Here is a 12290-nt window from a genome sequence, read left to right as displayed (position 1 = left end):
CGTCAGCTCGCGCTAGTGGTCCCGCAGCAGCGACCCCGCGCCCGTCACCCGGTCGGCGACGCCGTTGTCGCGCAGTGCCATCCACCAGGTGGCCGCGTTGATGGCGATCACCGGCAGCCCGAGCCAGCGCTCGGCCTCGTCGGCCAGGGTGACCATGGACAGGTTGGTCCCGCACTGCACGAGCGCGTCGACACCGTCCAGCCGGGCGAGACCGGTGAGCGCCTCGCGCAGCTCGCGTTCCTCGACATGGGCGATGGACACGGCCGTCGGACAGCGCAGGCCCCTCACGCCGACGACGTCGAAGCCGAGCTCGGTGAAGAACCGCCGGACGTTGGCGTCACCCACCGGCTGGTAGGGGGTCAGTACGGCGACGCGTCGCGCGTCGAACAGCCTCAGGGCCCGGTCGCAGGCCTCCGCGCCGGTCGCGACGCGCAGCCCGGTGGCGTCGTGGATCTGGCGGACGAAGTCACGATTGCCCTGGACACCGCCCCAGAACGTCTCGGCGGACATCCCCATCACCATGTAGTCGGGCTCGCAGGTGAGCACGCGTTCGCAGGCGGCGCCGAGTTCGGCGCGGATCTGCTCCAGCAGGCGCTCCATGCCCGCGTCGCCGGACATGTCCTGGTCCCGGATGTGGATCCGGGAGAAGTGCGAGGTGACTCCGGGCACGGCCATCCGGTGGAAGTCCGGCTCGACGATCGTGTTCGTACTGGGGGCGATGACGCCGAACTTGTGGCGCCAGCCGAGGACGTCCGTCATGGGGTCACCGTTCCGGGGAGGCGGGCCAGCCGCGGTGCGGGGCCGGGCAGCGAGCGGGCGAGCCGCACGGCGGTGACCAGCAGCGCCGCCTGGGTGAGGGTGTTGCAGGACTGCTCCACCCACTGCAGGGCGACGCTCTGGTCCGGACGTCCGGCGAGCGGACCGAGGACGTACATGCCCAGGAGCCACAGGCCCGCGGCGGAGGCCGCCCCCGTGTCTTTGGCCGCGCGGGCGAGCAGGATCAGGCGTACACCGCACACGGTGACCGCCGCGACGGTCAGCACCATGACGGGCAGGGTCGATCGCAGCACCACCGACAGCGCCGCGAACAGCGTCCAGGCCGCCGCGAACCCCCACGACGGCGGAGCGCGGCGCGTGGTCCCGCGTGGGGAGGGGACGGGGGACGGCAGCGACAGAAGGGCGTGGGCCAGTACCAGGAACCCGAGCGCGAGGAGAGGGAACAGCGCCTTGTCCATGGGCTGGACGTCCGGACCGTCCAGGGCGACGACGAGCTTCCAGACCGCCTTGGACAGGCCTCCCGCCAGGAGCAGAGCGGCTCCGGCGAGGGCGGTGGGAGCCGCCCGGGGCGCGGTCCGGGCGATCGGCCGGACCAGCAGGATCGCCCCGGCTCCCGTCAGGAGGACCGGCACGAAGTCCTGCAGGGCGAGCGACACGGGGTAGTCCACGGCCGCGCTCATCGGGGTGTCTCCTCGCCGTGCCGCGCGCCCGAGGTCCGCTCCGTGACGGCTTCCGGGCCGGCGCCCCGGCCGGGCAGGGTCGCCGGCAGCACGCCCCGGGTGCGGAAGGCCGAGGCCGCGAACCGCGCCGCGGCCTTGCGGCGGGTCAGCCAGGCGACCCGTCCGCCGTTGCGGGTACGGTCCGCCAGCACGCGGTCGGCCAGCCAGGGGGCCACGGTCCCCACCCGGTCCGCGAGGATGTCCAGCACCTTCCGGGCCGCCGCGTACTGCGCGGCGTCGTAGTCGTGCACGAGCAGGTCGGTCACGACCATGCCCGGCGACAGGCACAGCGCCCGTACGTCGTGCGGCTCGGTCGCGGCCCGCTCGTCGAGGTCCGCGGCCAGGGCGCGGGTCAGCTGGGTGACCGCGCGTTTCGTGGTGCCGTACGCGCCGAGGCCCGGCAGGACGCGGCCGTCGGAGCCGAGGCCCTCCATGTTCCACAGGCGGCCCCTTCCCCGGGCGAGGAACCCGTTCAGGGCCACCGTCGAGCCGTGGGCCGTGCCCAGCAGGTTCGCGCCGACCACGGCCTCCAGCGCGCCGTCCGGCAGGTCCCACAGGGCCCGCCGCGCGGTGGTCACCCCGGCGTTGTTGATCCAGACGTCGACGTGTCCGAAGGTGTCGTGGGCCGCGTCCCACAGCGCCCGCACCTGATCCCGGTCGGCGACGTCCGCCGCCCGCCCGAACAGTCGGTCCGCCGGGGCGTCCAGGGAGCCGACGGCCTCCCTCACCCCGCGCGTCGCACGTCCGTTCACCACGACGCGGCAGCCGCGGTCCAGGAACGCGCGGGCCAGGCCGTGGCCGAGGCCCCGGGTGCTTCCCGTGACCACCACGACGGGTGCCGGTGTCCTCACGTCGCCTCCCAGTCCAGGACCCCGTGGATCACGGCGGCCAGCACATTGCCGTCGAAGAGTTCCCAGGTGACGGCGAGTCGTCCGCCCGCGGTCATCCCGGGCGTGGCGTCGAGCGCGAACTCCCGGCCCCTGACCTTGTGCACGTCCCCGTCGGTGAAGTGCCAGACCGGGTAGTTGGCCCGGCCGAACGCCTGGGCGTTGCCCCAGGCCCGGGGGCCCTCCCAGAACTCGCGGGTGCCGTCGCGCCGGCGGACGACGGTGAACGCGCGGTCGACCCCGCCGCCCGTCCAGCGGACCCGGTGCTCGGTACGCAGCAGGTCCAGCGGGGTGAGCCGGTCCTCCACCTCGACGGTGCCCAGCGGCTTCTGGTCCGCGCCCCAGACCTCGCACGTTCCCCGGAAGGCGCCGGGGTCCTTCGTGGGCAGGATCCACGGCACGGGGCCCGCCAGGGTCTCCGCCGCGAGGTGCGCGTCGACCACGGACCGGGTGGCCGGATCGTCGGCCGTGGCGCCGGTCGTGCGGCGGTACAGGCCGTTGAAGCAGCCCACCACCGTCCAGCCCTGGTACAGCACGGACGAGTAGACCTGGGTCTCGCCGTCCGGCAGCACGTGGTTCCAGGTGTTGAGGTCGACCTGCCAGCCGGGCCCGTAGTAGTGGGCGTCCACGAAGGAGCCGTAGGGTTGGCCCGTGCCGTGGAAGTCGGGGCCGTGGTAGACGCGGTTGTCGTCGGCGTCGGTCACCGCGAACGCGAAGGGCGCGGCCAGCCGGAACCGGCCGGCGAGCGGTCCGCCGCCCTCCAGGCCGCCGTCCATCCGGTAGACCGTGCGGCCGTCGTCGAACTCGGAGGAGCGGCGGATGTCCTCGAAGCCGCACCAGGTGCCCGTCGCGTCGAACAGCGAGGGCCTGCCGTGCCATTCACCGGCGATGCGCCGCTGCCAGGCGCTCGGGGCGGGGGCGCTCATGATGCCTCCCGCGGGGTGTCTCCCGGGTGCCCGGTGATCAGAAGACCGCGCAGCGCGTCGGTGGTGGCCGGACCGAGGAGCCGGTCCACCCGCGCCCAGACCGGGTCGACCTCGCGGCTGAACAGAGCTGTCCGCAGCCGGTGGTCCCGGTCGGCGAGATCGGTGTCCTCGACTTCCTCGGCGGCCTCGGGCGGGAACGCGCCGGCGAGTGACAGCCACTGCTCCAGGTAGGTCTCGGCGAGCGGGGTCACCGCCCGCAGGGCCGCGTCGTCGGCGCGGTGCACCAGCATCCACGGGGACATGAGGGCGCGCTGGCGCGGGCCGACCGCGGCGGGGGACAGCCCGTCGATCCGTGCCGCGCTGTCGTGGGCGTCCGTCAGCGGGCCGTAGACGCTGTCGGTGTAGACGGGGTGCGAGGCGAGGTCGGCCCGTTGGACCAGGTCCAGGTGGAAGGCGTAGTCGTCCCCGGTGTGCACGGCGTCGAGCGTGAAGTGCGGCAGCGCGCTGTCCGCGGTGCCGAACGCGAACACCATGTGACTGTCGAGGCCGACGGCCGGGACGACCAGGGAGATGTGCACGACGGACGCCACGGGACCGGTTCCGGTGAAATACCGTACGGAGCCGACCGGTCCGGGGAACGCCTCACCCGTCAACAGGGCCCAGGGGGTGGGGAGTTCGACCACCCCCGTGGCGCTCGTGAGGCGGTCGAGGACGCGGGCGGACAGGGCGGCCGGAGGGGTCGGTCCCGTTCCGGCCGACGGGGGAGCGGACAGGGCGGTCGGGGGAACGGCCGCTACTTCTGGGGTGGTTGAGGGGGTCGAGGGGACCGGAGAAGTCGGGGCGGTCGGAGGAACGGTAGGGAAAATCGGGGAAGTCGGGGGTGTCTGATCCGGCATCTGGGGTTCACTCTCCGGACGGGCGCGGTTCGGGGCCGTCGTCCTTCTCGGGGCCGGGCGCCGACCGGGCGCCCTCGACCGTGGGGTGGAGGCCGTGCGCCTTCTGCTCCCAGGCGCGGGCGAACTCGGGGACCTCGCGCCGCCCGGGGGAGGCGATCACCGTCGACGTGCGCGCGGGCACGTCACCGGTGATGCGGTCGCCCTCGTCCACCATCCAGCCCTTGGCGGCGAGTTCCTGTCTTCTGCGCCGGTAGGCGACCGAGATCAGGTCGGAACGCAGATGGAGTTCGGCGCCGAGGTCGGCGGGCAGCAGTTCGGGCCGGGTGGCGTCCACCACCGGCGCGTCCTGGCCGAAGATGCGGTACACGCGTTTGCGGGTGTTCGCGTCGGCCCAGGAGCCCGTGAAGAAGTCGCGCAGGGCCACCCACTTGACCAGGGTGGTGGTCTCGTCGACCGGGATGTTCGTGTCGTAGATGATCATGTTGCCGAACGGCAGCCGGACATGCAGCTTGACCAGGTTCGGCAGCATCCAGCCCGCGGTGCTCACCACCGGGGGGCGGTCCCTGCCCTGTGAACGCCGGTCCTGGTAGAGCTTCGACCACAGGCCCCTGGCGGCCGGCGGGTGCATGGAGACGGTGGCGAACGCCGACCACTCGTCGGGCTGTTCGAGCGTGTACTCCTCGACCTCCGGACGGTCCGGGTTGCCGAAGGAGCCCGCGTGCACGAACGGCGTGTGCGCGATGTCGCAGCCGTTCTCCAGCACCCGCTCGTAGTTGGAGTTCCACAGGTACTCGCCGGTGACCGCGCGGAAGCGGCCGCCGTCCTCCGACAGCTCCTCGAACTCCGGCCACTCGGGCATGGGCGGCCGCTGTTCCTCGGGCAGATCGCCGAGGAACACCCAGACGAATCCGTAGCGTTCCCGTACCGGATACGCGTCCACCCGGGCCTTCCTCGGGATGGCGCGACCGGGCAGGTTGGCGGGGATCCGGCTGCACGCGCCGTCGGGCTCGAAGCGCCAGCCGTGGTACGGGCAGACGACGCGGTCCCCGGCGAGGGTGCCGCCGGACAGGGCGGCGCCGCGGTGCGCGCACAGGTCCGAGAGGGCCACCGCACGGCCGTCCCCGGTGCGGTACAGCACGAGGCTCTGTCCCAGACAGGTCACTTTCAGCGGCTTGCGTCCCACGCGGTCGGCGAACTCGACCGCGTACCAGAAGTTCTTGAGCATCCGTGGCGCTCCTCGGCGTCGTTCTCGCTTCCTTGGCGGGTCTGTGCCCGCGGGGCCGTGCCGGGCCGGTGCGTGGGGGTCAGCGGCGGTGGACCGCGGCCAGTCCGGGGTGGGGCGGGCGCAGCAGTCCGTCGAGCCGGGTCCGCGCGGCCGGGTCGTCGCGCAGGCGCGCGACGCAGAACGAGGTGATCAGCCTGGCCAGCAGGGCTCTGGCGGCGCCGCCGTCCCCGGGGCCGGGGCGCTCCAGGAACCCGCGGGCGCCGGTGGGGTCTTCGGGGTGGCAGGCGGTGAAGTGGTTCGCGTCCGCGAGCGTCGCCCAGACGTTGCCGCCCGCCGCTTCGGGGACGGCCTCGTGGAAGGTGCGGGACACCGGATCGGCGGATGCCGCGCCGTCCGGCCGCGTGTAGCGGTCGGCGCTCGCCGCGATCACCCCGTCGTGCTCCCCGGACAGCAGCAGCACGGGGGCGCCCCCGCCCGCGGGCAGGACGGTTCCGGCGGGCCAGCCGAGGAGATCGGCGACGACGGTGTGGGCCCCGTAGGCGAACACCCCTCGTACACCGGGGGTCAGACCGGCGGACTGGAGGGCCACCGTGCCGCCGGCCGAGTGCCCGCCGAGGACGATCCGGTCCGGATCCAGCAGCCCGGCCAGCGGCGGCCTGGTACCGAGTTCCCGTACGGCGCCCAGCATCGCCCCGATGAGCGGGCTGGTCGGCCGTGAGCCGTAGCCGGCCGGCGTCGCGGCCTCCAGGTCGACCGCCGGGGTGAGTCCGTGCGCTCCGGCGAACAACTCGCCCACGAGATCGGCGGTGACGGTGACGACGCCGGCCGAGGCGAGCTCGACGGCCAGCCAACGGTACGCGTCCTGACCGACGTTGATGCCCGGGAGGAACAGCGCGACGGGGTGGGGCGCGCCCGCGGGGTCGGCCGGGATCTCGCCGGAGAGCCGCTCGGCGTCGGAGCCGGTCGGCCGGGCCGGATAGAACACCCGCAGATGGGCGGTGTCGAAGGGCTCCTTGAGCCCCGGCACCCGGCACGCCCACCACAGGGCGCGGACGGCGGTCATACGGGCCTCGGCAGTTCCCGGTCCCCGCCCCACAGGGCCCGGACCAGGCGGTCGGTGGTCTCCTCGCCGAAGTAGCGCACGCCCATCGCGTTGGCCGGGTCGCGTTCGGCGATGTTGCGCCGGGTGGCCAGGTCGGCCGCCGCCAGCGCGTCCCGTTCGCCCGCGGGCACGGCCTGAGCCGCGTCCACCCAGCCGAGCCAGCGGTCCACGTGCGCGTGGGTCAACGAGCGGACCAGGTCGACGTGTTCCTGGTCGCGGGGCATCGAGTAGCAGTACGCGGTGGGCGACAGGCTCGCCCTGATGAATCCCGCGCGGCTGGTGAACCAGTCCAGTTCCGGGTGCCGTTCACGGTCGGAGAGCCATTGCGCGTCCAGCGGGGCGTAGTAGCGGTCGTAGTACGCGCCGTCCGCGAGCAGGTTCGCGCGGGGCACCGAGTCGAGGTAGAACCAGCCACCCGGCCAGCACAGCAGGGCGATGCCGAGATGCGGCACGCGGATGTGGGGCCCGAGCCACACGGTCAGGTGCAGGTTGGCGAAGCCGCGGGTCGGGTTGCCCAGCCAGGAGTGCACCATCCAGTCGACCTCGGGCCCGCTGTAGGCGGCGAGGGAACCCCCCGGGCTCTCGGGCGGCGCGCCGTAGGACTCCAGGGCCAGGGTCGAGGGGTCGCGGCGCAGTTCGAACCGGGCGTCGATCTTGGCCTTCAGTTCCGAGAGGAGCTGACGCCACTGCTCGAAGGTCTCGCTGACGTCGGTCACGGGCGCTTCGTCGGCCATGTCCTGGACGGCCTTGAGGGTCTCGGCCACGGTGCTGCTCCTCGGGGGTCGCGGTGCCGGCGTCGGCGGGTGGGGCGAGTCCGGCGGGGCTGGGTAAGTGAGGTGGTCGAGCGGGTCGAGCGGGTCAGGCCGGGTGCGTGGCGGGTGCGTCCGCCGTGCCGTGCGGGGCCGTCAGGGCTCCGGACAACCGCCAGGGCCGTCCGTCGACCAGGTCGGTGGAGCGGGAGACCAGTCGGCGCAGGGCCTGCGCGGGGTGGATCTCGGCCGAGGTGAGGGGCCCGGTCGCGGTGGTGGTACGGGGGTGACTGATGCGTCCGGTGAAGTGGCCCTCGCGGTTCTGCCAGAGGCCGAAGCCGGCGGGCAGCGCGTGCACCGCGCCCTGGCCGTGGCCGGCGGCGACCACGTTGAGCCGGTTCTCGGCGGAGCGCTCGGGAAGTCCCAGGGCGCTCTCCCAGGGCTCCAGGCCGGTGAAGCAGACCGCCACGGTGTCGGCCCCGGCGAGCGCGGCGAGCCGGAAGGTCTCCGGATGGACACTGTCGTCCCCGGTGACCAGGGCGATCCGGCCCCACGGGGCGTCATGGACACCGGGCGGCCCCGGCCGCAGGGTCGCCCAGTCGGCGTGCCGGGCGCTCGGGTGCAGCTGCGGCACCCGCAGGACCGGCCCGTCGGCGCCGAGCAGTACGCCCAGGTGCGCGGGCCCCTCCGGCACGGTGCAGGCCACCAGCGCGTCGGTGCCGCGCAGGGCCCCGGCCAGGGCCCGCAGCGCGGCGGCGCCCAGCTCCTGGGCCGGGCCGCCCTCCTGGTGCGCAGGGACCCGGCCGTCGGCGAAGAAGAACAGCTCGGGCAGGACCAGCAGGCGGGCGCCGCGCGCGGCCGCCTCGCCGGCCAGGCGGGCCGCGTGCTCCACGGCCGTACGTCCGGTGCCCGAGGGCCGGAGCGCCGCCGCGCTCACGCTCTCGGCGCGCCGCCCGCCGAACGCGGGTACGGGGCGCGGGGACCGGGTGATGGGCCCGTACAGGTCCGGACGGCGGGCGGTGAACACATGGGTGCCATCGGGCCGTTGCTTGTCCAGGGCGCTGCCGGGGGTGATGTCGGCCACCGCGAGGGCCTCGCCGGTGCGGGACGCCCTGGCGACCACGGTGCCGTCCGGGGCGACGATCTGGCTCTCGCCCGCGCCGTGCAGGGCCTCGGGCGGGACACCGAGACCGGCGGCGACGGCGGCGAGGTGCGTCTCGGGGATGAGGGGGCCGACCTTGTTCGCGGCGATCACCCACACCTTGTTCTCCGCGGCGCGGACCGGGACGTGCAGCGAAGCCTCGTCCAGGGCGAAGGAGTTGAGGCTGTTGAGCAGCAACTGCGCGCCCCGCAGGGACAGGGAGCGGCACACCTCGCTGATGACGCCTTCCATGCACGAGTAGAGCCCCACCGGTCCCAGGCGGGTCGCCACGACCGGGCCCACCGTCTCGGCGGGGTCCAGGTGGTCGTTCTCGCTGCCCATCAGGGTCTGTTTGTCGGCCCGGCCGGCGAGCGTGCCGTCGGGAGCGAGGAGCAGGCTCGTCGCGGCGATCCGCATGCCGTCGCCGCGGCCCGGTACCGGGCGGACGGCCGGTGTGGCGAGGGTGACGTGCAGCTTGACGTACAGCCGGTGCCGGGCGGCGGCCGACGCCACCGCGGTGAGGAACGCGTCGCCGGGGACGCAGGCCTCGCGCAGGGCGTGCCGCCTGTCCTCGTACCAGGACAGGTGGTTGCAGAACTCCGGCAGCACGACCAGGCCGGCCCCTCGTCCGGCCGCCGAGGCGACGGCCCGCAGCACGGCCGCGAGGTTCTGGTCCCTGTCGCTTCCCACGGCGAACTGGGCCGCCGCCACGCGCACGGAGACAGGGGGCATCGCATCCTCCCTTGGTTCCCCTGGTGGAACACTGTTTCCTGAACATACACTCGCCGACAGCCCCGCGACAGAGGGGAGTCGAGCGATCCGCGAGCGAGGGGACCACCGTGCTGACCCATGTCGTGCTGATGAGGTTCACCGATCCGGCCGACGCGCCCGAGGCCCGGCGCAGACTCGAACAACTCGCCCCGCTGGTGGGCGAGATCCGTTCCATGGCCGTGGGGCTCGACGTCCTCGGCACGCCTGTCTCCTACCACCTCAGCATGATCACCAGCCACGAAGGACCCGACGAACTGGCCGCCTACCAAAGACATCCGGAGCATCTGGAGCTCGCCCGCTGGCTGCGCCCACGGCTCGCGGACCGCGCCGTCGTCGACAGCGTCACGGACGCGTCGGGGCGGTAGTCGTCAAAGGTTGTCCAAGTCGAGGGCGATCAGAGTCTGGTCCAGCGGCCTACCGGCCGGTATACAAGCGATGTTGGGTCTGCCGGGCAGGAGCCGCCCGGTCTGCCGCGGCCGTGCGATCCTCGCTGCCGTCGTGGCGAACCGGTGCCCGCCCCGCAGGCCGTCATGGCTTCAGGGGAGGGGCACGATGAACCGTCACACGCGTCCGGACGACGCCGTCCCGAGAAGGCGCGGCGCCACGGCGCTGGGGGCCGCGCTGAGCAGTTGCGCGCTCGTCGCCGGTGTCGCCGCGGCGACACCCGCCGCGGCGGGGCAAGGGCACACACCGGCCGGTGTCGACTACGTCGCGCTCGGCGACTCGTACACCTCCGGGCCGCTGATCCCTCAGCAGATCGACGCGAACTGCGCCCGGTCCGACCACAATTACCCCTCCCTCGTCGCGGCCGCACGGGAGGTCGCCTCGTTCACGGACGTCAGCTGCAGCGCCGCGAAGACCGACGAGATGTGGAAGGCGCAGGGGACCAACGGACCCCAACTGGACGCGGTGAAGCGCGACACCGACCTGGTGACCGTGCAGATCGGCGGCAACGACATGGGGTTCGGCCCCATCATCGCCACCTGCGCGGGGCTCAGTTCGAAGGACCTCACCGGCAACCCCTGTCAGCAGTACTACGGAGCCTCCGGCTTCGACCAGCTCACCCTGAACATCATCGAAACGGCTCCCAAGGTCGCCCGGGTGCTGCGCGCGGTGCACAGCAGGGCGCCCCACGCGCGCGTGGTCGTCGTCGGCTACCCCGATCTCCTGCCCGACGACGGGAGCGGCTGCTACCCGACCGTTCCGTTCGCCGCGAAGGACTTCCCCTATCTGCGGGACACCGGCAAGAAGCTCAACCTGATGCTCCGCACGGTGGCGCTGCTGAACCGCGCGGAGTACGTGGACACCTACAAGCCGACCGTGGGCCACGACATGTGCAAGGCCCCCGCCGACCGCTGGATCGAGCCCCTGCGTCCGGCCGCGCCCGCCGCTCCGGCCCACCCCAACGCCAAGGGCCAGGAGGCCATGGCGAAAGCGGTGCTGGCCCGCCTCGGCAGGGGGGCCGGGCGCCACTGACCGTTCCGGTCGGGCCACCGACTCGTGAACGACCCTGTCGGCGAGCGTCCGTGCGCTCGCCGACAGGCATGACGGGGCGACCGCCCGGAGGGCTCCGCCGCCGGGGTCACGGCCCCGGCGGCGAGAACGGCGGGGCGGTCCCCGGGTAGGCCCCGGGCGCCATGCCCTCGCCTCCCTCCCGGAACGCGGCCGGCGCGTGGGTCACACAGGGCTGTACGTAGGCGAACAGGCCCTCCGCGCCGTACTCCCGTCCGTGCCCGCTGCGCTTGACCCCGCCGAACGGGGCGCGCAGGGACATCCCCGTGCGGTTGTGGGTGTTGACGAAGCAGAAGCCCGCGTCGAGACGGCGCGCCACGGCGAAGGCCCGCTCCTCGTCCGCGCTCCACACCGAGGCGGCGAGCCCGAGGTCCCCGGCGTTCGCCCGCGCGACCACCTCGTCGACCTCGTCGTAGGCGAGGACCGGGACCAGCGGTCCGAACTGCTCCTCGCGCACGAGCGGCGCCCCGTCGTCCAGGCCCAGCAGTGCCGTCGGCCGGACGAAGTGGCCGGCCGACGGATCCGTCTCGGGACACATCAGGCCGAGCGGGACCGCCCGGCCGCCGCGCCGGAGGGCGTCGTCGGTCAGGGCGCGCAGCCGGCCGGCGGACTCCGCCGAGATCACCGGTCCCACGCTCACCCCCGGGTGCAGCGGATCGCCGAGCCGCACCACCCGCGCGGCCGCCGCGGTGAAGTCGGCCACGAACCGGTCGTGCCGTGCGCGCGGCACGTAGATCCGCTTGACGGCCATGCACACCTGCCCGGCCGTGGCCATCGCCGCCAGCACCAGCCGATCCATCGCCGCGTCGTCCAGCGCGGCGTCGTCCAGGACGACGGCCGCGTCGTTCCCGCCGAGCTCCATCACCGTCGGCGTGAGCGCGGCCGCGGCGGCGGCCCCGACCGCGCGGGCGGCCGCCGCACCGCCGGTGAAGGCCACCTTGTAGACGCCCGGGTGCCCGACGAGCCGCGTGGCGGTCGGGGCGTGCCCGTTCAGGGCGTGCAGCAGCCCGGCCGGGAAGTGCGCCGCCAGCCGGCCGAGCAGCGCGCCGATCGCCAGCGGCGCGAGCGGGGAGGGCTTCACCAGCAGCGCGTTCCCCGCGACGAGCGCGGGGGCGAGTTTCAGCACGGTCAGCACCACCGGCGCGTTCCAGGGAGTGAGCGCCGCGACCGTACCGTACGGCCGCTGACGGATCGTCAACCTGCCCTGGGCGTCGTCGATCAAACGGTCCGCGAGCAGACCGGGGGCCGCGTCCGCGTACCAGCGGAGCACCGCCGCCGAGAAGGAGATCTCGCCGCGGCAGTCGGCGAGCGGCTTGCCCGACTCCCTTGCCAGCAAGGGTGCTTGCTCCGCCGAGGCGGCCTCGACGGTGGCCGCCGCCTCCCGCAGGACGGCCGCGCGGCCGGACACCGGCTGCCGCGCCCACTCGGCGGCGGCCCGCCCGGCGGCGGCCACGGACCGGTCCACCTCGTACGGCGTCGCGGTCGCCGTGCGGCCGACGACCTCGGCCGACCGCGCGGGGTTGTGGACGCCGATCACGTCGTCGACGGGCATGGCCCTCCTCGCCCGGTGCGCGCCACGCGACCG

At 74.0% G+C, this 12290-nt stretch carries 12 protein-coding genes; 2 read left to right on the top strand and 10 right to left on the bottom strand.

What is annotated here, in order from left to right; translation table 11 throughout:
* Nucleotides 1-12 precede the first annotated feature (12 nt).
* The 9 genes from ACFYW7_RS07415 to ACFYW7_RS07375 form a co-directional block, all read right to left on the bottom strand.
* Nucleotides 13-759: an arylmalonate decarboxylase gene (locus ACFYW7_RS07415; RefSeq protein ID WP_389499006.1), complete on the bottom strand. Its 747-nt coding sequence runs from the start codon at nt 757-759 to the stop codon at nt 13-15.
* Nucleotides 756-1457 carry a hypothetical protein gene (locus ACFYW7_RS07410; protein ID WP_389499004.1) on the bottom strand — a complete coding sequence of 234 codons (702 nt, stop codon included), beginning with the start codon at nt 1455-1457 and terminating at the stop codon, nt 756-758. Before ACFYW7_RS07410 ends, ACFYW7_RS07415 begins: the two co-directional genes overlap by 4 nt.
* Nucleotides 1454-2347 carry an SDR family NAD(P)-dependent oxidoreductase gene (locus ACFYW7_RS07405; protein ID WP_389499002.1) on the bottom strand — a complete coding sequence of 298 codons (894 nt, stop codon included), beginning with the start codon at nt 2345-2347 and terminating at the stop codon, nt 1454-1456. Before ACFYW7_RS07405 ends, ACFYW7_RS07410 begins: the two co-directional genes overlap by 4 nt.
* Nucleotides 2344-3309, bottom strand: coding sequence for a hypothetical protein (locus tag ACFYW7_RS07400; RefSeq protein ID WP_389499000.1), 966 nt, complete (start codon nt 3307-3309; stop codon nt 2344-2346). The genes ACFYW7_RS07405 and ACFYW7_RS07400 overlap by 4 nt, the downstream gene beginning before the upstream one ends.
* On the bottom strand, nt 3306-3992 hold the full coding sequence (locus ACFYW7_RS07395) for a hypothetical protein (RefSeq protein WP_389498998.1): 687 nt from the start codon (nt 3990-3992) through the stop codon (nt 3306-3308). Before ACFYW7_RS07395 ends, ACFYW7_RS07400 begins: the two co-directional genes overlap by 4 nt.
* Before the next feature lie 220 nt (nt 3993-4212).
* A complete protein-coding gene (locus tag ACFYW7_RS07390) occupies nt 4213-5430 on the bottom strand; it encodes a Rieske 2Fe-2S domain-containing protein (RefSeq protein ID WP_389498996.1) in 1218 nt (405 codons plus the stop codon).
* Between the two features lie 79 nt (nt 5431-5509).
* Nucleotides 5510-6493, bottom strand: a complete 984-nt coding sequence (locus ACFYW7_RS07385; RefSeq protein ID WP_389498994.1) for a hypothetical protein — start codon at nt 6491-6493, stop codon at nt 5510-5512.
* Nucleotides 6490-7296 (bottom strand): hypothetical protein, encoded by an 807-nt coding sequence (locus ACFYW7_RS07380; RefSeq protein WP_389498992.1) that lies wholly within the window; start codon nt 7294-7296, stop codon nt 6490-6492. Before ACFYW7_RS07380 ends, ACFYW7_RS07385 begins: the two co-directional genes overlap by 4 nt.
* 94 nt (nt 7297-7390) lie before the next feature.
* Nucleotides 7391-9154, bottom strand: a complete 1764-nt coding sequence (locus ACFYW7_RS07375) for a nitrilase-related carbon-nitrogen hydrolase (protein ID WP_389498990.1) — start codon at nt 9152-9154, stop codon at nt 7391-7393.
* Nucleotides 9155-9261: 107 nt separating this feature from the next.
* Here ACFYW7_RS07375 and ACFYW7_RS07370 point away from each other — a divergent pair, with 107 nt between their 5' ends.
* Together ACFYW7_RS07370 and ACFYW7_RS07365 are read left to right on the top strand one after the other, a co-directional pair.
* Nucleotides 9262-9558, top strand: a complete 297-nt coding sequence (locus ACFYW7_RS07370) for a Dabb family protein (protein WP_389498988.1) — start codon at nt 9262-9264, stop codon at nt 9556-9558.
* A gap of 187 nt (nt 9559-9745) precedes the next feature.
* Nucleotides 9746-10669 carry an SGNH/GDSL hydrolase family protein gene (locus ACFYW7_RS07365; RefSeq protein WP_389498986.1) on the top strand — a complete coding sequence of 308 codons (924 nt, stop codon included), beginning with the start codon at nt 9746-9748 and terminating at the stop codon, nt 10667-10669.
* 106 nt (nt 10670-10775) lie between these two features.
* On the opposite strand, the gene ACFYW7_RS07360 is transcribed toward ACFYW7_RS07365, so the two are convergent.
* Entirely contained in the window at nt 10776-12257 is a 1482-nt protein-coding gene (locus ACFYW7_RS07360; protein WP_389498984.1) for an aldehyde dehydrogenase family protein, read from the bottom strand.
* Nucleotides 12258-12290: the final 33 nt, after the last annotated feature.

This window comes from Streptomyces sp. NPDC002580 (assembly GCF_042889485.1).
Classification (GTDB): domain Bacteria; phylum Actinomycetota; class Actinomycetes; order Streptomycetales; family Streptomycetaceae; genus Streptomyces.
Note: the sequence above shows the minus strand (reverse complement) of the source record. Positions and strands in the feature narration are given on the sequence as shown.

Coding starts and splice junctions, on each gene's coding strand:
- ACFYW7_RS07415 (WP_389499006.1), bottom strand. CDS start 759: ATGACGGACGTCCTCGGCTGGCGCCACAAGTTCGGCGTCATCGCCCCC.
- ACFYW7_RS07410 (WP_389499004.1), bottom strand. CDS start 1,457: ATGAGCGCGGCCGTGGACTACCCCGTGTCGCTCGCCCTGCAGGACTTC.
- ACFYW7_RS07400 (WP_389499000.1), bottom strand. CDS start 3,309: ATGAGCGCCCCCGCCCCGAGCGCCTGGCAGCGGCGCATCGCCGGTGAA.
- ACFYW7_RS07390 (WP_389498996.1), bottom strand. CDS start 5,430: ATGCTCAAGAACTTCTGGTACGCGGTCGAGTTCGCCGACCGCGTGGGA.
- ACFYW7_RS07385 (WP_389498994.1), bottom strand. CDS start 6,493: ATGACCGCCGTCCGCGCCCTGTGGTGGGCGTGCCGGGTGCCGGGGCTC.
- ACFYW7_RS07375 (WP_389498990.1), bottom strand. CDS start 9,154: ATGCCCCCTGTCTCCGTGCGCGTGGCGGCGGCCCAGTTCGCCGTGGGA.
- ACFYW7_RS07365 (WP_389498986.1), top strand. CDS start 9,746: ATGAACCGTCACACGCGTCCGGACGACGCCGTCCCGAGAAGGCGCGGC.
- ACFYW7_RS07360 (WP_389498984.1), bottom strand. CDS start 12,257: ATGCCCGTCGACGACGTGATCGGCGTCCACAACCCCGCGCGGTCGGCC.